Raw genomic sequence first — 21,220 nt, 5'->3', positions numbered from 1 at the left:
CAATGTCGACTTTGTTTGGTCACGCAGATCACTCATTGTACTCAAATGGGATGACGTTTTTACGTCGTCCTATGGTGCAAAATATTAATGCAATTGATGCAGACGTAGTCGTTTTAGGCTTACCGTTTGATTTAGCGACATCGGGTCGCCCTGGTGCACGTTTAGGCCCTGATGCGATTCGTCGTGCGTCGGTTCATTTAGCATGGGAAGACACTAAGTACCCATGGACGTTCCCGTTGTTTGAGCGCTTAAAGGTGGCAGACGCAGGGGACTTTACTTACCCCGTTGGCGATCCTGAATATTTTACTGCGCAACTAGAAATGGCTGCTGAGCAAATACTTCGCCAAGGTAAAACGCTATTAGGTTTAGGGGGCGATCACTTTGTGACGCTTCCGCTATTACGCGCTCATGCAAAAATACATGGCAAAATGGCGTTAGTGCACTTTGATGCGCACACCGATACCTATAGCAATGGCTCGCGTTTTGATCACGGCACTATGTTTTATCATGCACCAATGGAAGGGCTGATTGATGTTGAGCACAGTATACAAATAGGTATTCGTACCGACTTTGATCAAAGTAAACATGAGTTTGCTGTGATTGATGCAATGCAAGCCAACGATTTACATGCAAATGATATTGCAGCGCAAATACTTGAACGAGTAGGTGACCTACCTGTTTACTTAACGTTTGATATTGATTGTTTAGACCCTGCGTTTGCGCCTGGTACAGGCACTCCTGTGTGCGGTGGTTTAACGTCAGATAAAGTACTTAAAGTACTGCGTGCGCTAAAAGGCATAAACATGGTAGGTATGGATGTGGTAGAAGTATCACCTTCGTACGACCAAAGTGAGCTTACCGCTATTGCCGCAGCAACCATTGCGAGCGAATTACTGCATTTGTGGACGCATAAAAATAAGTACTAATTTTACAAATTAAATACTACAAAAAAGGGTATGCGCTTGCATACCCTTTTTTTACTTAGAGGTATCGATTATTCAGCAGCTTAATTTCCTTTAACCAAATAACGCTTAGCCCAATAAGAGGCAGGTTAGTAGTTACAGGGTTAAATGCTTCAATAAGTAATTGTGGCTGCATTACAACTACAGCGAGTAGAAGGCCAATTAACGCTAAAATATTTAAAATTACTAAGTGTTTATTTTTATAAAACACAAATAAACACAATCCAAATATAATTTCGCCAACACCCGCCGAACGTGTAATTAAGTCAGACACTTCTGCTGAAAAACCAGCACTGCCAGTCATTAATTTTTCAAGTGGTGCAATATGATAAAGCTTTGGAAAAAAGCCATGATATATCCAACTTAAACTCACTATGTAGCGAGCAAGTTGAATATAACCGCGATTATTTCCTAGCATTGTCAATACGCTCTTGTGCACTTGGGTGGCTAGATAAGTACTCTAAAAAGTCATTTACTTTTTCGAGGTGCTCGTTTTCGCTGGTATGGCTTTCTTGTAGGGCCTCTATTGCATCAGCAAAGTCATTACTCGAATACCCAAGCGACTCTAATTGAATGAGTGCAAAGGTATCTGCCTCGCGTTCCATATCTCGTGAAAACCCTTGCTGAGCAAACGATGCACCCGTACCTAATGCAACCTCTGCAACCCCTTCTAAATCACCAAATACAACCGCTAGCACAATCGTACTTGCGGCAGATTGTGCTGTAATACGTACGCTATGCTGGTGGACTACATGGCCCATCTCGTGTAGCAATACCGCTTTTAGTGCATTGGGTTTATCGGCAAGTAAATTTGCTAAATCATCAGTGACCACGATACGACCATGGGGTAGCGCGAACGCGTTAGCACCAAAGCTGTCTGATTTATAAAACGATAATCTATAAACCGATTGATCAAGCGATAACGCATTAAGCATACTTGTAAAATGTGCTTGTACTTTAGTTTGCTGCTCTGCGGGCAGCTCACTTGGGTCAAGCGCAATCTTTTTAATAAGTGTAAAGCTTTGCTCCCCCATTTGTTCCACAACATTACGTGGCAGGGTATCAACACTGTAAACAGCAATAGCCGGTACCGCTTTATAAAGTACTAACCACATAAAAAGCGGTGTAAATATTACTGCGGCTAAAATTGCCCATTTACTTTTTTCAAGACGCTCCATTACGTGATGGTTATTTTCTTTAAATGGCCATCTGTAACTTACATCTTGAGGGATAAAACGACTGCCATCTTCAAAGTTTAGTTCGTCGGCAAGCCCTGCCATCCCCGAACTTAATTTTAGACTTGAGATTGCGTGGTGAGCTATAACGTGTTCATCGTTGATAACTTCAATGTGTGTGTCGCTAATAGTTGCAACACACACTTGATAGTTACTCGATGCGATGGGGAAAAAATGTCCCTTTACATGCATAGTGAGCTCTTAAGTTAGAGAAAGGTCAATATCAAATACGTTTGCAGCTTCTTCAGCAAATGATGATTGCTGTTCTTGCGCGGTATCGATTAGGTTTAATGCACCAGGATAAATAGTGACGTTAGTTACATCAGCGAGCATTTTTGATGTACGTACTTTTGTCCATGGGTATGCAAGGCCTAAAGAAAATACAATAGCCAACATATTAGTTAATAGTAAAACAGCGAAAGGAATTGGTTTTAGCTCTGATTTAAATGTAGCAACGCCTTCAAAATAGCTGTTATCAAAAATGTGATTTCTAATAGCGGCGTGCCATACAGCAGAAACAATGGCAATCATTAGCACATAGGCAATCATCATAAAGATAGGAAGCATAACCATAGCTGCAGAGTTTTCTAAATTTTGTTGGTTTTCAATATCTACTAAGTTGAGGCCAAATAACCCTAAAATCCCCATAAATACCACCATGGTGATAGAGCTCACTACAAAGCAAATAAGCGCTGTTAAGTAATAGGTTTCGCCTTTTAGATTTACAGTAAGCGGTTTGTCACCGTAACTAATATTGCTATGGATATAGCTATCAATACGTTTTATAACGTAAGGCATTAATAAATAAAGCGTAAATATGCTGGCAATAGGTAATAGTATAAAGTTAACAAAGGCTTCGCCATAGCTGCCTTTAAAAGCAAAGCGAACATTACGATGGCGGGTCATACGCAGATTAAAACGTAAACCTTGGTTAATAATCCATGGCATTAAAAAGATAAAACCAAGAGCAATAAATAGGCCTAAAATAGGCATAAAGCTAATAGAGAATGTATAAATAAAAAATACAATAACCGCTAAAATCCGACCTTTTAAAATTTGTATTGGCGTTGCTAGGTAGTCAAAACTATGACCATCTATGCGGGTGTGGCCGTAAAAATAGCGATGCGTACGTACTTTAGCCCACGCTGAGTATATGCCAAGCGTAATAACGCTAAGTAATATATTTACAATCCAAATTCCAAAAAACTCACCGCCTTTACCACTAAACTGCACTTTTCCGCTAAAAATTGGTTCAGCAGGCTCATTTATTGGTGGGGTTGTTTCAGAGGGGGTAGGGTGTACTGATTCCATTAAAATTATATCCATGTTGTTTTTTTGTTAATTTACCCATTTTTAGTGCAAAATTCAATGTTTATAATTATCTCACCCTTCTGTAAACAGCTATAAATAGGCGTTTTAAGTATTGAGTTAAATACTCTAATACTTTTTTATAAATAAACCTCGCTGGTTTTATTTATTTGGCTGGTAACTGGGATCTTTAGCTTTTTAATATGCGATTTAGCTACTATACATAGTTAATGCTGCTTAAATGTAATGGCATTAATTATGTATTAAGCACACCTACGTACAATTAAGCTAATTGATTTATATGCCAAAATAATAGATTGTAAGAGTAGTGGGGATGTAAATTTATTTAGGTTTTACAGCTTTTATCACCGCTTTAAATAACATTAGGATATTTATTATGTTTCAAGCAGTCGTGTTAGGGGGATTAGAGTTTAGCCCGCTGATTGTTTACTTCCCAATTGCGTTTATTTTAACAGCGCTGACTCGTTTTGCTTTGCATCGACTAGATTGGCATGACCGTATTTGGAAAGTGGCTTGGTTTGAAGTGTCACTATTTGTTTGTTACTTGGCACTGGCCGTCTATTTACTAAGTGGAAGATAAATTGAATGATTAAATATCTGCGTATTACTTTTACTATCTTGGTTGTTATAGCTGCGGTTTTTGCTGGGCGTTGGGTATGGACTGACTACATGCATACTCCTTGGACGCGCGACGGTCGCATTCGAGCAGACATAGTTACAGTTGCTCCAGACGTGTCGGGTTGGGTGACTGCTTTAAACATTAAAGATGGTCAAAACGTACAAAAAGGCGAAGTACTTTTTAATGTTGATCAAAAGCGTTACCAAGCAGCGCTTGATAAAAGTAAAGCCAATACAGAAAATACGCTATATACATGGGAGCTTGCTAAACATAAATACGAAAGACGTGTTGAGCTAAACACTCAACAGGCAATAAGTGAAGAAACGCTAGAATCAACACGTATCAATACTAAAATTGCTGAGGCAAATTATAACCTAGCTAAAACAGAGCAAACAATTGCGCAATTAAATGTTGATAGAACTAAAATTGTTGCGCCTGCATCGGGACAAATAATTAATCTGAATTTACGCCAAGGTAACTATGTAGCTCAAGGCACACCTGTGTTTGCTATCGTGCAGTCAGATTCATTTTACGTAACGGGTTACTTTGAAGAGAGTAAAATACCGCTTATTTATCCTGATCAAGAAGCTAAAATAGCGCTTCTAAGCGGTGGTAAGCAATTAACAGGGCATGTAGTGAGTGTAGGTAAAGCAATTGCAAATACGAATACACAAAGTAACGGACAACTTTTACCGCAAGTGCAACAAACATTTAATTGGGTACGTTTATCGCAACGTATTCCTGTTGATATTAAGTTAGATTCATTGCCCGAAGATACACAGCTTAGCGCAGGAATGACCGCCACAATACATCTCGCTACACGTTAAGGGGAAGACAGTGGGCGTTGTATTACAAAATTTGTTTTTTCCTAAAAAACAGGCAATTATTTTTGCGACTAAGGGCGTTATAGCCATGGTAATGGCGCTTACTATTGCTATGTGGCTTAATCTTGAAAGACCTTATTGGGCGTTAGTCTCGGCTATATTTTTGCAATTACGCCCGCAAAGCGGATTGGTTATTGAAAAAGCAATTTGCCAAATAATAGGCACCATAGTGGGTGGTTTATTTGGCATATTGCTTTTAACTCAGTTAATTCTCTACCCTTATTTAGCGCTCGGTGCACTTGCATTATGGTTGGGGGTAAACTCTGCGTTATCGGCAATGGTACGCCAAGCAAACTTTGTTTATGCGTTTGCTATGGCAGGTGTAACAGCCGCTATTATTGTACTTTTAGTCATGGTTACTCCGGCAATGGTAAGCAGTCAAAGCATATTTGATATTGCACAAGCGCGCGTGAGTGAAATAGTAATAGGCTCAATATGTGCAGGCCTTGTGAGCCATTTATTTTGGCCTGTAAAAGTTAAACACTTACTGCAAGTACAAGCGCGGTCGGTTATAAACCAAACGTTAGATTATTTAGTAACTGAGCTTGATTCTAAAGGCTCGCACGAAAATCGTCATCAGCAAATAGATGGCATTATGGCAACATTAGGATCAATAAACGAAGACTCTAGCGCAGTAAGGTACGAAGGGCCAAAAGGTCCAGGGCGCTCACGTGCTGCAAATCAATTGTCGCAAAAAGTACTTTCTTTACTGGCTTCAATTCAAATAATTGGTCGCCTGCAACGAAACCACGCAGACCTCATTACTCCCACATTAGACAAATTAATAAGTAAACTTAAACACGTATTCGCGCAAATTAAAGAATCTGACGATTTTGATTACTGCGCCGAACAAGTTAAAACACTGCGTAAAGAGCTAACCGACTATAGAGCAAATACGGTGTGTGATTCGCCATTTGAATCTCACATGCTCAATGTGAGCTTAGAAGTGGCAGCCGACTTAACAATTTTACTACGGGCATACAGAGCTTTAGAACAACGCGATAAAACATTATTAAATGCACCCAGTATGCTTACATATCGCGACCCATTAGCTGGCATTATTGTTGGATTTAGAACTGCTTTGGTGTTTTCTATCGGCGCATTTATTTGGATTAATACAGGTTCTTCAGCTGCATTATTAATTATGATATTACCGGTCATATTTTCGATAATGCTGGCGCGAATACCCTTGGCTATTTTACAGGTTGTAATTAAACGTTTATTGGCAGGTATAATTGTTGCTACTTTTGTAACTATTTTTTATGCGTTAAATTTACTGTCGCAAAGTGGTGGGCAATTAGAAATATTGTTGCTTGTATTAGCTGGTCCGTATTTTTTGGGTTTGCTGTTACTCGCTGATCAACAAACGCTGCCATACGGCTTAGGGTTTTGTATTCCATTTACTATTTTGGTTAGACCCAGCACGGATATGAGCCTAGCTTTTTCAATTGATTATACACTCAGCTCTGCAATCGCGATTTTTGCTGGCGTGAGTATTTTATTTTGGATTTTTCAGTTATTTACAGGACCAAGTGTTCAGTTACTTGTTCATCGTGTTTTTAAGGCTACCTATAAAGATTTACTCGAAATAAATACACATCAAACTCCGAGTATTTGGTACAACCGCCGCATGGCAGATAGGTTAATACGCTTAACTAATTACGATCAGGGCTCACACTCACGCGCCATTACTGACCTTGCCCTAACCGGCTTAAACTTAGGACATGCCTCAGTGCGATTAAACTCAATTTGCGAAAATCTTGCTGGTGACACAAAGCTAAAATATTTAAATGAATGGCAACGCACGTTGGCTGATGCATTTATGCTGGCTACCAAAGGTAAGTTTGATGAAAACTTTAAGCAAGCGTCTGATAATCTTTATAATGAATTAGCCGCATCTGTTGGTGATTCAAACCAATTAGAGGCAATAAAAGGGATGTTTATTCGCATTAATCTGACTTTTGAAAGAAGTGCCAGCAAGATAAATTAACCCCATTCGCTGCTTTTCGAGTTCAGATGTTATAACGAAATCTGTTATACTTAATGGACAATTTTATGGGGCTGTTATGATTTCAAAAAACCAACTCAAACTTATTCGCCAACTTGGCCAAAAAAAGTACCGAAAGCAATATAATCAATACCTTGTACAGGGTGAAAAAAACGTACTTGAGTTATTAAACAGCCCATTAAATGTGGTTAATATTTTTGCTACAAACGAATTTATAAATGCATACCAAAGTGAGTATCAGCACGCTAATTTTATTGAAGCGGATGAAGAGATCCTCACTAAAGCGAGCACATTAGTTAGCAATAATGCAGCCATTGCGATTGTTGATATGCCAAAGGCGGCTTTACCACAAGCAAATGGCTTAATACTCGCGCTTGATGGCGTATCTGATCCTGGTAATTTAGGCACAATAATTAGAGTAGCCGATTGGTACGGTATTAAACATATAGTAACTAGCACCGACAGCGCTGACGCTTACAACCCTAAAACAATTAGCGCCACAATGGGCTCGTTTGTAAGGGTATCGGTAAGCCAAGTAGATTTACCTGATTACTTACAGTCTTTAAATTTACCTGTTTACGGTGCTTTTTTAGATGGACAAAGTGTACATAAAACCCAATTTACGGGCTCAGGCGTTTTACTAATGGGCAGTGAGTCGCATGGTATACGCGAGACATGTGCAAAGTTAGTGACCAATAAAATAACCATTCCCGCTTTTGGTGGTGCAGAGTCACTTAATGTTGCAATGGCGACCGGTATCATTTTAGATAACTTTAAACGACAAGCTTAATCTATTAGTAAATTATGGGTTAAATTGTTTATGACAAATAACAATAATAAATTGGTAATAACAACAAGATGCGCTTAAGCACTATTAAATTAGCGGGCTTTAAATCGTTTGTAGAGCCCACTAAAATTCCATTTCCTGATCAAATGACGTGTGTTGTAGGCCCTAATGGCTGTGGCAAATCTAACGTTATTGATGCAGTACGATGGGTGCTAGGTGAAAGCTCTGCTAAAAACCTGCGTGGCGATGCCATGACCGACGTTATTTTTAATGGCTCAACTAATCGTAAAGCCATATCACAAGCTTCTGTAGAGCTTGTTTTTGATAACGATAAAGGTAGTCCTTCAAACACATTTGCCGACAGAAACCAAATTGCCATTAAACGCTTAGTAACGCGCGACGGGCTATCGCTGTACTTTTTAAATGGCAGTAAATGCCGTAAGCGTGATATTACCGATATATTTTTAGGTACAGGTCTTGGTCCGCGTAGTTACGCAATTATTGAGCAAGGGATGATCTCGCGCTTAATAGAAAGTAAACCACAAGAATTACGCGTATTTTTAGAAGAAGCTGCTGGTGTTTCTAAATACAAAGAGCGCCGCCGCGAAACACAAACACGCATTAAAAGCACCCGCGAAAACCTTGAGCGTTTGTTAGATGTGCGTAAAGAGCTGCAAAGCCAGTTAGATAAATTGGCTGTGCAGTCGGTTGATGCAAAAAAATACCGCGAGTTAAAAGCGCAAGAGCGAACGTTAAAAGGGCAAATTGCGGTTTTAAAATGGCAAAAATTACACCAGCAGCAACTTGAAAAAAGCGCCAAAATTAAAAAGCTTAATGACCAAATTTCGTTTTTTAAAACCGCTAACTCAGGGCATGACGATGTACTTGCAAGCTTAGAAGGGCAAGTACAAGCTCAGCAAGATAAACTAAGCGATGCACAGCACCAGCAACATGTAATACATACCGAGCTTACCCGCGCTGAGCAACAGCAAATAAATGTAAAGCAACAAACTCAAACGCTTAAACAAAATTTAATTAAATTACAGCAACGCCAAACCCATAGCACTGAAGTTAAAATGCAGCAGCAAATTGTGTGCGAGCAACTAAATGAAACCCTGCAAGAGGCAAGTGAAAACGCGTTAATGTGCGAAGAGCAAGTAAGGAAGTTAACGCATGAGCTTGAGGAATTATTAGCACTGAAGCAGCGCCACAATACACACTGGCAAACTTTGTGTGAGCAACAGCAGCAACTTAATAATAATGCGCAACTGCATAGCAGTCACATTAAACAAACTCAGCAGCAAATAAGCCACGTTAACGAGCAAATTGATCAGTTAAATGCGCAGCTTACTGACTTACAAAGTAGCGATGTAGAACAACAATTAACGCAGCAAACACAGCAAACACAAACATTAACCCAAGAACTTGCCGCTAAACAAACAGCGCACACGCAGTGCAGTGCTAAGCTTGAAGTGCAAAATGAGCGTGTTAATAACTCACAAAAGCAATATTCGACGCTTACTCAAACAATAAATGAGTTAAAAGCCAGTATAACGGGGCTTAAAAGTACATTAGGGCTTGATGAAGAAAGTGAAAGTACTAATGGTTTGTTTAATCAGCTAAGTGTTAAAGAAGGCTTTGAGCCCTTAATAGAGCAAGCACTTAAATCGCTAGAGCACTTAAATGTAAGTGAGCAGCAAGCTGATAATAGTGTGTGGCCAATTAGTACTAAGCACATTGCTGAAAATAGCTTAGCGGCATTCATAACAAGCGGCGTGTACCCAGATCATTTAACGCGCATTGCTTATAGCGAGAGCGGTGATCTAACGCTCTTAAAAGATGCTTATTATACAGCCGTTATGGATAAAAACGGTGCTTTATATGGTCGTAACTGGCATGTAAGTGCCGATCGAAATGCCGAAAACTCATTGCTTTTAAAACATAAGCAGTTGCAGGATAAAGCTCAGCAGTTAACCAATGCCGAGGATGAGCTAAAACAAGTAACACACACTCGTGATGAACATACAGCTGATCAAATAAAGTTAATTAACGAGCAAAGCGAGCTAAAAGAAGCCATACATGAGCTTGCGCAAAATATAGCAGTAGCCGGTACACGCAGCGATATGCTTAAACAGCAAGTAGCGCACTTTAAGCTGCAACTAGAAAAGCTACAGCAACAAAAACAGCAATTAACCACCCAGCTTTTGCAATTAAATACCGTGCTTGATGAGCAAACAGAGCAATTTGAAGTGTTAAATGAGCAGCAACTCAACTTAACGGATGAGTTAGACGCTGCAAATAGCCTGCGCTCACAAAGTGATAAAAGTTATAGCGAAGCATTAAGCATGCTTGAGCAATATAAAACGCAAGCGCATAAGGCAACGCTCTCAGAGCAAAAGGCACGCAGTGAATGGCAGTTAAGCCAAACCAAATTGAGCCATGCAGAGCAAGAGCACGTTAGTGCATCTGAAGGTGCACAAGAATTACTCAATGAAATAGAAGAACTGCTTATACCAGAGCAAGAGCTTAGCGATAAAATAACGCAGTTTTTAGTACAGCATCAAAAAGGTGAGCAGGCCCTGGTAATGCTACAAAAAGAATTAGCTCACGCTAAAGAAAGTTTAAATAGCAAGCAAGCAAGTCTTAAAAACTCACAAGGTGAGCTGGTGGGCTTGCAAGAGCAGCATCAAAAGCTAACAATTGAAGAGCAAAGCTTACTAATAAAAGCGCAAGTTGCGCTCGAACCATTAGAAGAGCTAAAGCAAAGCTTAAAAGCAATACTTGATGAATTACCTGATTCATTGAATTTAAGTGCAGCGCAAAATCAGTTAACCGGATTTACTAATCAGTTAGATAAATTAGGTGCAGTAAACTTAGCGGCAATAGAAGAGTTTGATTTAGCTAAAGCTCGTAGTGATTATCTTGATAATCAATTAGATGATTTAACAAAAGCGTTAAGTACCCTTGAAGGTGCAATTCGTAAAATTGATAGTGAGACCAAAACACGCTTTAAAGCGACGTTCGATCAAGTTAACGAAGACTTTGCAGAGCTATTTCCTAAAGTTTTTGGTGGTGGTAGTGCGTATTTAGAATTAACCAGTGACGATTTACTCGAAAGTGGTGTTAGTATAATGGCAAGACCACCGGGTAAGAAAAATTCAACAATTCATTTGTTAAGTGGTGGAGAAAAAGCGCTGACCGCATTATCATTAGTGTTTTCTATATTCAGGATCAATCCAGCTCCTTTCTGTATGCTGGACGAAGTAGATGCACCATTGGATGATGCCAACGTTGTGCGTTTTTGCCGTTTGGTTGAAGAAATGTCACAATCAGTGCAGTTTATTTATATTAGTCATAATAAAATTGCGATGGAAATGGCTGGTAGATTAACCGGTGTTACTATGGCAGAACCTGGCGTATCGCGTATGGTTGCTGTAGATATAGAGCAGGCTGTGCAACTTGCACATGCATAAATTTTTATAACAAGTGTATTATTTTTAATTAATATACAGGTTTTAGGCATATCAAATAATAAAAGGTGAGGGGATGGCCGAACAATTAAGATGGGTTTTAATCATTATCAGTGTAGTTGTCATTGGTGGTTTATTAATACATGGATTGTGGTCTGTGAGAAAAAAAGACCGCCCAGAAGTATCTGATAACGAGCGGGTTGAACCATTACAAGAAAGCGCATCAGCTTCATCTAAACCGTTTCGAACTGAGGCTGAGCCAAAAGAGCCAATGCAAAACGAACGTGATGAGCCACAGTTTGGCGAGCTTAACTTTGATGCAAATGAGCCGCAAATAGATACAAGCGTGCCAGAAGTGCCGATTGAAGATGACCTAGAAATAGTTGATGACCTAGAAGCAAAAGAGCAAAGCGCTGAAGAAGCACCTGCCCAAATGTCTGACTTTGTTATTGTACATATTCAAATGCCAGAAGAGCTTAGTATGCAGGGCAGTAAATTATTGCCAGCAGTTAACACTTTAGGTTTTAAATATTCTGAGGAAGGCTTTTTTAATCGCCATTTAGATCCGGCTGGTCAAGGCCCTGTTTTATTTAGATTAGTAAATATGTACAACCCAGGTACGTTTGATATTGATAATATGGAACAGTTTAGTACCGCAGGGGTAAGCTTATTTATGACGTTACCGTGCGACGGCGATGGTCTAGCTGCATTTAATATGTTGCACAGCGCAGCTAAAAAGTTAGCGGATGAATTTGGTGCGCAAATTTTAGATGCTGAGCGAAATGAAATGACAGTAGATCGCGTAAGACAATATGTTGAGCAGGTTCGTTCTTTTTCAGCGTAAATAACGCATATATTATATTTTTATAAGCCACTGGACGGTGAATCGTCAAAGTGGCTTTTTTTATGTTTATTGAGGTTTAAATGTCTAGCAGCATTAGTGAGCAAGTTAATCATCTTCGTACTACATTAGAGCAACACAACTATAATTATTATGTGCTCGACACCCCCAGTATTCCTGATTCTGAATACGATAGGTTATTACGCGAACTAAGCGCACTTGAAACCGAGCATCCTGAATTTTTAACCGCCGACTCACCTACACAAAAAGTAGGCGGTGCAGCACTTAGTAAATTTGAACAAGTAGCGCACCAAGTACCCATGCTCTCACTTGATAACGCCTTTAGTGAAGAAGAATTCACTGCGTTTAATCGCCGTATAAAAGAGCGTTTAATGAGTACTGATGAGCTTACTTTTTGTTGTGAGCCAAAACTTGATGGTTTAGCTGTATCAATTATTTATCGTGATGGTGTGCTTGTACAAGCAGCGACTCGAGGTGATGGTTTTACCGGTGAAAACATTACTCAAAATGTAAAAACAATTCGTAATGTACCGCTTAAGTTACGTGGCGATTATCCGAAAGAGCTTGAAGTGCGCGGCGAAGTATTTATGGATAGCGCAGGTTTTGACAAACTAAATACTGAAGCAGAAAAGCGTGGCGATAAAGTATTTGTTAACCCACGTAATGCAGCAGCCGGTAGCTTACGACAACTCGACTCTAAAATTACCGCTAAGCGCCCACTCATGTTTTACGCATATAGCACTGGGCTTGTTGCCGATGGCAATATTCCCCAGGATCATTATCAGCAATTAGAAAAGTTGACTGATTGGGGTTTACCTCTGTGCCCAGAAACAAAATTAGTTGAAGGTCCAAAAGCCGCGCTTGAGTACTACAGCGATATTTTAACGCGCCGTAGCTCACTTAAATACGAAATTGATGGCGTAGTAATTAAAATAAATGAAAAAGCCTTACAAGAGCGCTTAGGCTTTGTAGCTCGCGCACCTCGTTGGGCTATTGCGTATAAATTTCCGGCACAAGAGGAAATAACCCAACTACTTGATGTTGATTTTCAAGTCGGTCGTACTGGCGCCATTACACCTGTTGCACGTTTGAAGCCTGTTTTTGTGGGTGGCGTTACCGTATCAAATGCAACACTGCATAACAGTGATGAAGTTGCACGTTTAGGTGTAAAAGTGGGGGATACGGTTATTATTCGCCGTGCAGGTGATGTAATCCCACAAATAACACAAGTTGTACTTGAACGCAGACCTGATGATGCCAGAGATATTGAATTCCCGACGACTTGCCCAATCTGTGATTCTCATGTTGAAAAGGTTGAAGGCGAAGCTGTAGCCCGTTGTACGGGTGGACTTGTATGTCCTGCACAGCGTAAGCAAGCTATTAAGCACTTTGCTTCGCGCAAAGCGCTGGATATAGATGGTCTTGGCGATAAGATTGTTGATCAGTTAGTCGATAGAGAACTTATAAAAACGCCTGCTGATTTGTTTATTTTAAAACAGGGGCATTTTGAGTCACTTGAACGTATGGGACCTAAGTCAGCTAAAAACTTAGTAACAGCACTTGAAGAGGCTAAAGGCACTACGCTTGCTAAGTTTTTATATTCATTAGGTATTCGAGAAGCCGGGGAGGCGACAGCACAAAATTTAGCTAATCACTTTCTAACCCTTGAAAATGTAATAAATGCCAGCATTGATAGTTTAACGCAAGTAAGTGATGTAGGCGAAATAGTAGCTGCTCATGTTCGTGGCTTTTTTGATGAAGAACATAATTTAGCAGTTGTTAATGCGCTGATAGATCAAGGTGTAAACTGGCCAGCGTTGAGCGCACCTTCTGAGGAAGAACAGCCGCTCGCTGGGCTTACATATGTACTTACAGGTACACTTAATACACTTAATCGCAATGATGCAAAAGCACGATTACAACAACTTGGTGCCAAGGTGTCTGGTAGCGTATCGGCTAAAACAGATGCGTTAGTGGCGGGTGAAAAAGCAGGTTCAAAACTAACAAAAGCACAAGACCTAGGCATAGACATACTAACTGAAGATGAATTAATTGAGTTGCTTATAAAGCATAACGGTTAGGAAAATGACAATGAGCCGATATGGGCCAGAATACTGGGATAAGTACGGAAGTTACCGTACGCCTATTGCATTTCATTTAAGTGTGCTTGTGCTATTACGCAGTTATTTTATTTGGGTTATTGCGGCTTTAAGCCGCAGGCCTGAACTAGATTTAATGTCGTTATTTTTTAAAAATAAAAATGATTTTTTTATCGCAATAACGATTGGAAGTATTGCAATAATACCGACTATTTTATTTTGTTTACGCAGACCACGAGATTCACACAGTGCAAGCAACAGGTTAGAAAGAATATGGCGACATATGCGCTGGCCTCTTATTTTATGTGCAGTTGTTGATTTAACATGGTTAAGTGTTCAAGCAGCGCATAGCCATTATCGATTTTCATCATTTTTAGCAGTACAAATGATGATTGTTTTATGGGTATTATGGTATTTGGTGAAAAGCCGCTATTTAACTGTTTTCTTTAATGATTGGCCTGAGCCGACAGAAAAGGCATCAGAAGAAAAAAAGCGACTTAAAAGGGATTAGTTGTGGACGCCGTAAATAAAAAAATAGCGATAGCTATATCGATAATAGGCTTTGTGCTTATTATTTTAATGATTAGCACTGAGCTTTTAGAGTTTATGTGGTTTAAAGCGTTATTTGGGTTATGGGTATTTGTTTTTTGCTCAAGCGTTTATAGGTTAACGCCTTTATTTAAATCAAGAAACAGGTTGGAGGATTTTATTCAGCGAGACGCCCAACACTTATTACTTTTTAGTTTGATGGGATTTTTTGATAAAAAGCACGGTCCAGATTGGTTAGTTATTGAGAGTATTGAACGTATAACGACAAAAGATGATGAGCTAATAATTTACAGTAATAACGAGCGCCAAATGAGTGTTAGTTTACCTGTAAAAAAAGCAGAGCTAGATAGTTTTATTAAACGAATACTTACCGACTCAGAAAAACAAAATATTACCTTTAGCTAAGAAAATCACCTTTAAGATTGAACGAGTTTTAGTCTTAAACGGTCAACACTCCTTAGCTGATCTTTAGTGTATTAAATAACGTAATAATTAGCCGTACTTTTTATGACTTTATAAAGTATAGCTAATCAACTATTCAATGAGGCTATTATGTTGAAGTGGAATGATGTTATTAACTTTGCCACCAATGGCAATCCTACCCCAAGTAAAAAAGTAGTCAAAACTGACGAGCAGTGGCGGATGCAACTATCAGAAGATGAATATTACGTAACACGTAAAAAGGGAACAGAGCGCCCAGGTAGCTCGGGTAGTTGTACATTACTCGAACCTGGCAAGTATGTGTGTATTTGCTGTGATAATCTATTGTTTGATGCTGATGAGAAGTTTGATAGTGGTACTGGTTGGCCGTCATTTACGCAACCTGCGACAATTGAAGCGATTGGCTATGTAAGCGATACAAGTCATGGTATGGAGCGCATAGAGGTGGTTTGTAACGTGTGCGATTCGCACTTAGGCCATATTTTTCCAGATGGTCCATTACCAACGGGTTTACGTTATTGCGTTAATGCCGCATCAATGAAAAAGCTCTAATATTTTATTTACTAGCGCTTTGAATATCTAAATTCATTTCTTTTGCTATGTGCAAAATCTTATCTAAACGCTGCGTCTGATCTGCTTGTAATTTAGTTTTATCAAGAAGGGCGTAGCACCTTCTAGCAAGATCCATATTAAATGAGCTGCCAGATTGCTTAGTTGAATCAAATAGGCACTGTAATAAATTAAGTGCGATACTTTGATTACGAGGCATGACTCTAAACGCTTGTGTAAAAGCTTCCAACGCAGTATTTAATTGGCCTTTATTAAATTGACTAACGGCATGGTTGTTAAGCTCTTTTGGACCCATTTTAATATCGCGTCGCTCACTTTGTTGCTGCTGAATATAACGTAAGTAAGTTGTGTCGCTAACTGCGGGATGTCTTTCACAGTGGCTAATTATTTGTGTGAATAAGGTTTGCGCCTTTTGATGAAACCCCAGTTCATGAAATGCTTTTGCTTTATCAAGTGCGCCATCAACCGATCGGATATGAGTATCGTCATCATCAAGTTGTTCAATTAGCTTTTTCGCTTTTTGATGCTCGTCTTTTAAGTAATGGAGTCGTGCATTAAGTACATCAATTTGAGCTTGATTTGTATTATTAGGAAACTGTTTTTTTAAATCATTAATGTACTGATTGGTTTGCCTAGAAATTCGTTGAATTTGATCGGTTTGATCAGTCGTTAGCGCAAAGTCGATACCTGCACGTGCTGCATTCAAATATACATCGGGGTGGTCGTGTATTGAGTGTTTTGCAAAGGTGGCTATATCTTTTTGAGTTAAATAGCTTTTTTCGTAGTCGTGATTAATTAGCGACACATTACTTAGCGATTTTTGGCGTGTGATATTTCGCGGTGCAATTTCTGCAGCTTGGCTTAAAAAGCTTTGTGCTAGCTCAAATTGATTTAGCTTTATTTCTAATCTGCCCAACAAATCAAGGGCTACTAAACGAGTTTCTTGGCGCTCTAACATTGTTTTGAGCATTCGCTGCGCCAAAATATGTTCGTTATTCGCTATAAGTGCTTCTACTAAGCCTACTTTTGCCCAAGCAAATTTTTGAATGTCGAGAACAGACTTAAAAAAGTCTTTCGCATCTTGAGCGCGCTTTAAGCGAAGTAAGGCATCACCTTTTAAGCGAAGTAGGATAGGGCTGTAATTATTATTTTTTTTATCCAGAGCGGTATCAATAAACTTAATAGCTTTTGAATCGTTACCATCATCAATTAATGAATACACTGTTTGTAAGTCATGTTTACGCTTTAAGATTCGTTCAATGCGTATTTTAAGCTCTTGTACTGTAAAAGGTTTAACTAAAAAGTCATCAGGCTGCAGCTCAAGAACACTATGAACGAGTGAGCCACTTGTTTCTGCTGAGATAAAAATAAAGCCAGTCGAGCTTTTTATGAGTTGCTTTACACGTAGCTCTTCATAAAGCTGGTAGCCATCTTGGTGTTTATTTAAGTTGAATGAGCAAACGATTAGATCAAATTCTTCACTTAAACACTGCTCTTTTGCAGAATTTGCATGATCAGCAAAGCGCAACTGCCGAAAGCCAAGCCTTTCTAACGATTGTTTCATATAGCTTTGAGCAAGTGGCTGCTCCTCTACTATAAGTATTTTGGCTTTTGAATAGATCTTAGTTGGCATTGGCTTAAGCGTAATTGTATTTAACACAGACTATAATCAACAGTTTAACTCCTTACAAGGGAATTTAAATGATAGCTGTATTTATTAGGTACTTAACTTTGCCTAATACGTTTATCTAACTACGAAGGTACTGAGCCGAATAACATAATTAAAAACTAAATAAGTAAAATTGATAACGCTATATTTGATGAGTGCTTTGATATGGAAGCTTAGATTTGAATAAAAGTATAAAATATATTTAAAGCAAGAAAGAGGAATTATTACTAGTAGAGCTACTGAATGATATTTATATGTGGTGGGTGATACTGGACTTGAACCAGTGATCCTCGCCATTATTTGTAAAGGGAGGCGATGCTCTCTTTTCTTACAACTGAGTTAATTACCTAAATAGGCTCTTTACGATAAATAATCAGAGGAATTAATATTAGATGATGTAGAAGTGCTTATATGTGGTGGGTGATACTGGACTTGAACCAGTGACCCTCGCCTTGTAAGGGCGATGCTCTCCCAACTGAGCTAATCACCCACATATAATAGGTATGCCTGTTATTTAATTCTTTATTATCAAATTAACGCTTGATGTAATTTGGTGGGTGATACTGGACTTGAACCAGTGACCCTCGCCTTGTAAGGGCGATGCTCTCCCAACTGAGCTAATCACCCAAATTACATTTTAATATGCACCACTGTAAATAGTGGTGGGTCGTACTGGACTTGAACCAGTGACCCTCGCCTTGTAAGGGCGATGCTCTCCCAACTGAGCTAACGACCCATATTAAATTTTAAAACGCGACTATTGATATAATAATAGGTTTATATGTGGTGGGTGATACTGGACTTGAACCAGTGACCCTCGCCTTGTAAGGGCGATGCTCTCCCAACTGAGCTAATCACCCACATATAAATTAAAACGCTACTATTAAAATAAATAGTACTGGACTTTAACCAGTGAACCTCGCCGTTACTTGTAAATAGCGGTGATGCTCTCTTTTTTCTAACTGAGCTAATCACCCATTTAGATTTTTGTAATATACACCATTTTAAAAAAATGGTGGGTCGTACTGGACTTGAACCAGTGACCCTCGCCTTGTAAGGGCGATGCTCTCCCAACTGAGCTAACGACCCATATTACATGCTACTACCTATATAGATAGTACTGGACTTTAACCAGTGAACTTCGCCATCTTTTATAAAAGGCGGTGATGCTCTCTTTTCTTGTAACTGAGCTAACGACCCATATTACAATTTTAAAACGCGACTATTAAATAATAATAGGTTTTATATGTGGTGGGTGATACTGGACTTGAACCAGTGACCCTCGCCTTGTAAGGGCGATGCTCTCCCAACTGAGCTAATCACCCACATATAAATTAAAACGCTACTATTAAAATAAATAGTACTGGATTTTAACCAGTGAACTTCGCCGTTGCTTGTAAGTAGCGGTGATGCTCTCTTTTTTCTAACTGAGCTAACGACCCATATAGAATTTAGATGTGAACACTTTAATTAAAAAGTGGTGGGTGATACTGGACTTGAACCAGTGACCCTCGCCTTGTAAGGGCGATGCTCTCCCAACTGAGCTAATCACCCACATCTAAACAACATCACATTGCTGCGTTGTTGTGGGGCGCTATTATAGATAGAGTTGGAAATGTGTCAACACTTGAATGATAAAAATGTACTGAGTGAAGCTTTTATAAACAATAGGATACTTTGGAAGTCTATTTTATCATCAAATTCAAGGTGGCAGTTCAATTAAGCACCTAAAAGTGAGCAGGAATTATAACTCTATTAATCTTAAATTTAGTTTTACGATACTCATTGTTTTTTTATTGGAGTCGTTTTTAGGATTATAATCCAGATGGATTAATATTAGGGTGAGTTATTTAGCTAATAGAGTTGGCCTTTAAAAATGAATTTAATTTAAACTTCCCCAAACGAATGATACTTACAATACTCTAAACTTTATTTTTGTACTTGTTTTATTTTTTATAAGCCAACCTAGCCAATTCGAAAGACGCACTCCTCACTAACAGCCTTTCGGGTTAAGACTAGGGCGTGTTGATCTATCGAGGTTAAATTTGCAGCAGTATGTTAGGTGTTTAGACAAGGCAGAGCCGATGTCGTCTGGTTACTCCCCATAGATAGGCGATAACGCAGAATAAAGACCAGACATGCGCTGCCCGAAGGATTCTGCCCAGGGATAATTACTCTTTGTTGCTCGGTTTTTACTTAGCCCACTAGGTTACAAACCTCGCGCCGCGATTAAATCGCCCCTAGATTGAACAAATTTCAATCCACAAAGGTCAACATGCCCTAAATAAATCACACATAGCTAAAGTTTTGTACATAGAATTACGAAGCTACAATGCTCTTTAAAAAATGTTCTTCAAACAATAACCGACTTTTCTCAGTACGAGCTACGCTTGTTATTAAGCGAGTGAAGGCTGTGGGCACTCTCAAACCCACATTTAAACTTTGGTTATTATAAGTAATTATAACTTTTAAAAGATTAAGGCAATTGGCGAGGCCTTAATTGGTAGTTTTTAGATAAATTCAATTTGCATATAAATGTATACCTTTGCTTTGATGTAGTTTCGTTGTATTAATTAGGGGGAGTAGGGTGTTGTTGAGTATTCGCTGCGATATAGTGATGTTATTATAAGCAGTAGGGCTAGAATATTATTCAAATTGTATTTTTTAGCACGCTTGATAGCCAGTTTGTTGAAAATTAAACCATTTAAATAAAGCTAGGTAAAAAACTGTTGACTTTATTTTGGGTGGTGCATAGAATGCGCCCCGCACTAAGCGATACACGATGTGTTTATCACGACGGGTATTGATTAAGTTGGGGCCATAGCTCAGCTGGGAGAGCGCTTCGCTGGCAGTGAAGAGGTCTGCGGTTCGATCCCGCATGGCTCCACCAAAAATTAGTGTTTTGTCCTAGGGTAGCAGTTTTCTGTGTCCCCATCGTCTAGAGGCCTAGGACACCGCCCTTTCACGGCGGTAACAGGGGTTCGAATCCCCTTGGGGACGCCACTTAGCTTTTATTAGTTAAAGGCGGTTTTACCGAGAAAATAGCGTCACAATTAAAGCTCGAGTCTTTACTTGTATTAAACGCAATTACCTTAAAGCTCATGATGTGAGTTAAACTTATCAATTGTCCTAGTGACACATTTATGTGTCCCCATCGTCTAGAGGCCTAGGACACCGCCCTTTCACGGCGGTAACAGGGGTTCGAATCCCCNTGTGTCCCCATCGTCTAGAGGCCTAGGACACCGCCCTTTCACGGCGGTAACAGGGGTTCGAATCCCCTTGGGGACGCCACTTACTATTTTAAGTATTGTGTAAAGCAGTGTGACACCGCACTCTCTATGCACGACGTTATCAAGAGTACTAATCTCTTGGGGACGCCACTTACTTATTTTCAATAGGGAAGTGAAGTGTTATTAAGAAAGCTCGCCTGAAACGAGTCTAAAAATTCAGTTGTCCTAGTGACAGATTTATGTGTCCCCATCGTCTAGAGGCCTAGGACACCGCCCTTTCACGGCGGTAACAGGGGTTCGAATCCCCTTGGGGACGCCACTTGCTTATTTTTAATAGGGAAGTGAAGTGTTATTAAGAAAGCTCGCCTGAAACGAGTCTAAAAATTCAGCTGTCCTAGTGACACATTTATGTGTCCCCATCGTCTAGAGGCCTAGGACACCGCCCTTTCACGGCGGTAACAGGGGTTCGAATCCCCTTGGGGACGCCACTTACTATTTTTATAGTG

The 21,220-nt window shown here is 39.5% G+C and carries 15 protein-coding genes and 12 tRNA genes; 16 read left to right on the top strand and 11 right to left on the bottom strand.

Annotation, left to right across the window (positions count from 1 at the left end):
- Positions 1–2: 2 nt before the first annotated feature.
- Positions 3–926 carry an agmatinase gene (gene speB / locus I6F44_RS08595; RefSeq protein ID WP_007583987.1) on the top strand — a complete coding sequence of 308 codons (924 nt, stop codon included), beginning with the start codon at positions 3–5 and terminating at the stop codon, positions 924–926.
- 55 nt (positions 927–981) lie between these two features.
- Here speB and I6F44_RS08590 read toward each other — a convergent pair whose 3' ends face one another.
- Genes I6F44_RS08590 through I6F44_RS08580 form a run of 3 tightly spaced genes read right to left on the bottom strand, consistent with a single transcriptional unit; the run spans position 982 to position 3,508 of the window.
- Positions 982–1,380 (bottom strand): DoxX-like family protein, encoded by a 399-nt coding sequence (locus I6F44_RS08590; RefSeq protein WP_197117990.1) that lies wholly within the window; start codon positions 1,378–1,380, stop codon positions 982–984.
- Positions 1,367–2,389 carry a M48 family metallopeptidase gene (locus I6F44_RS08585; RefSeq protein WP_197173608.1) on the bottom strand — a complete coding sequence of 341 codons (1,023 nt, stop codon included), beginning with the start codon at positions 2,387–2,389 and terminating at the stop codon, positions 1,367–1,369. Before I6F44_RS08585 ends, I6F44_RS08590 begins: the two co-directional genes overlap by 14 nt.
- Before the next feature lie 9 nt (positions 2,390–2,398).
- Complete coding sequence (locus I6F44_RS08580) at positions 2,399–3,508, bottom strand: YjgN family protein (protein WP_197173636.1); 1,110 nt, start codon at positions 3,506–3,508, stop codon at positions 2,399–2,401.
- A 394-nt stretch (positions 3,509–3,902) separates the two neighbouring features.
- Here I6F44_RS08580 and I6F44_RS08575 point away from each other — a divergent pair, with 394 nt between their 5' ends.
- From I6F44_RS08575 to msrB, 10 genes are all read left to right on the top strand, one after another.
- Complete coding sequence (locus I6F44_RS08575) at positions 3,903–4,106, top strand: DUF1656 domain-containing protein (protein ID WP_008171772.1); 204 nt, start codon at positions 3,903–3,905, stop codon at positions 4,104–4,106.
- A 5-nt stretch (positions 4,107–4,111) separates the two neighbouring features.
- The gene (locus tag I6F44_RS08570) at positions 4,112–4,972 is read left to right on the top strand and encodes an efflux RND transporter periplasmic adaptor subunit (protein ID WP_101164109.1); all 861 of its coding nucleotides are present in this window, start codon (positions 4,112–4,114) and stop codon (positions 4,970–4,972) included.
- A gap of 10 nt (positions 4,973–4,982) precedes the next feature.
- Entirely contained in the window at positions 4,983–7,019 is a 2,037-nt protein-coding gene (locus I6F44_RS08565; protein WP_101164110.1) for an FUSC family protein, read from the top strand.
- 76 nt (positions 7,020–7,095) lie between these two features.
- Positions 7,096–7,827, top strand: a complete 732-nt coding sequence (locus I6F44_RS08560) for an RNA methyltransferase (RefSeq protein WP_101164111.1) — start codon at positions 7,096–7,098, stop codon at positions 7,825–7,827.
- A gap of 68 nt (positions 7,828–7,895) precedes the next feature.
- Positions 7,896–11,297: a chromosome segregation SMC family protein gene (locus I6F44_RS08555; protein ID WP_197173607.1), complete on the top strand. Its 3,402-nt coding sequence runs from the start codon at positions 7,896–7,898 to the stop codon at positions 11,295–11,297.
- 73 nt (positions 11,298–11,370) lie between these two features.
- On the top strand, positions 11,371–12,138 hold the full coding sequence (zipA, locus tag I6F44_RS08550) for a cell division protein ZipA (RefSeq protein WP_007584012.1): 768 nt from the start codon (positions 11,371–11,373) through the stop codon (positions 12,136–12,138).
- Between the two features lie 80 nt (positions 12,139–12,218).
- Entirely contained in the window at positions 12,219–14,237 is a 2,019-nt protein-coding gene (gene ligA / locus I6F44_RS08545) for an NAD-dependent DNA ligase LigA (RefSeq protein ID WP_024591595.1), read from the top strand.
- A gap of 10 nt (positions 14,238–14,247) precedes the next feature.
- Complete coding sequence (locus I6F44_RS08540) at positions 14,248–14,766, top strand: DUF2919 domain-containing protein (protein ID WP_197173606.1); 519 nt, start codon at positions 14,248–14,250, stop codon at positions 14,764–14,766.
- Between the two features lie 2 nt (positions 14,767–14,768).
- Positions 14,769–15,209: a hypothetical protein gene (locus tag I6F44_RS08535; protein ID WP_007584019.1), complete on the top strand. Its 441-nt coding sequence runs from the start codon at positions 14,769–14,771 to the stop codon at positions 15,207–15,209.
- Between the two features lie 147 nt (positions 15,210–15,356).
- Complete coding sequence (msrB, locus tag I6F44_RS08530; protein WP_007584021.1) at positions 15,357–15,797, top strand: peptide-methionine (R)-S-oxide reductase MsrB; 441 nt, start codon at positions 15,357–15,359, stop codon at positions 15,795–15,797.
- A gap of 4 nt (positions 15,798–15,801) precedes the next feature.
- On the opposite strand, the gene I6F44_RS08525 is transcribed toward msrB, so the two are convergent.
- The 8 genes from I6F44_RS08525 to I6F44_RS08490 form a co-directional block, all read right to left on the bottom strand.
- Positions 15,802–17,448, bottom strand: coding sequence for a tetratricopeptide repeat-containing response regulator (locus tag I6F44_RS08525; RefSeq protein WP_024591593.1), 1,647 nt, complete (start codon positions 17,446–17,448; stop codon positions 15,802–15,804).
- Between the two features lie 450 nt (positions 17,449–17,898).
- A tRNA-Val gene (locus tag I6F44_RS08520) sits at positions 17,899–17,974 on the bottom strand.
- 61 nt (positions 17,975–18,035) lie between these two features.
- Positions 18,036–18,111 (bottom strand) — tRNA-Val (locus I6F44_RS08515).
- Between the two features lie 33 nt (positions 18,112–18,144).
- Positions 18,145–18,220 (bottom strand) — tRNA-Val (locus I6F44_RS08510).
- Between the two features lie 48 nt (positions 18,221–18,268).
- Positions 18,269–18,344: transfer RNA gene (locus I6F44_RS08505), tRNA-Val, on the bottom strand.
- A gap of 153 nt (positions 18,345–18,497) precedes the next feature.
- A tRNA-Val gene (locus I6F44_RS08500) sits at positions 18,498–18,573 on the bottom strand.
- A gap of 160 nt (positions 18,574–18,733) precedes the next feature.
- Positions 18,734–18,809: transfer RNA gene (locus I6F44_RS08495), tRNA-Val, on the bottom strand.
- A gap of 153 nt (positions 18,810–18,962) precedes the next feature.
- Positions 18,963–19,038, bottom strand: a tRNA-Val gene (locus I6F44_RS08490).
- A 1,260-nt stretch (positions 19,039–20,298) separates the two neighbouring features.
- Between I6F44_RS08490 and I6F44_RS08485 the strand changes: the two genes are divergently transcribed.
- The 5 genes from I6F44_RS08485 to I6F44_RS08465 all read left to right on the top strand — a co-directional run bounded on the left by I6F44_RS08485 (position 20,299) and on the right by I6F44_RS08465 (position 21,202).
- A tRNA-Ala gene (locus tag I6F44_RS08485) sits at positions 20,299–20,374 on the top strand.
- 37 nt (positions 20,375–20,411) lie between these two features.
- Positions 20,412–20,487, top strand: a tRNA-Glu gene (locus I6F44_RS08480).
- 212 nt (positions 20,488–20,699) lie between these two features.
- Positions 20,700–20,775: transfer RNA gene (locus I6F44_RS08475), tRNA-Glu, on the top strand.
- A gap of 182 nt (positions 20,776–20,957) precedes the next feature.
- A tRNA-Glu gene (locus I6F44_RS08470) sits at positions 20,958–21,033 on the top strand.
- 93 nt (positions 21,034–21,126) lie between these two features.
- Positions 21,127–21,202 (top strand) — tRNA-Glu (locus I6F44_RS08465).
- The last annotated feature ends 18 nt before the right edge of the window (positions 21,203–21,220 follow it).

The sequence above is a fragment of the Pseudoalteromonas sp. NZS11_1 genome (assembly GCF_015864275.1).
GTDB lineage: Bacteria > Pseudomonadota > Gammaproteobacteria > Enterobacterales > Alteromonadaceae > Pseudoalteromonas > Pseudoalteromonas arctica.
This window is presented reverse-complemented; position numbering and strand designations above follow the sequence as displayed.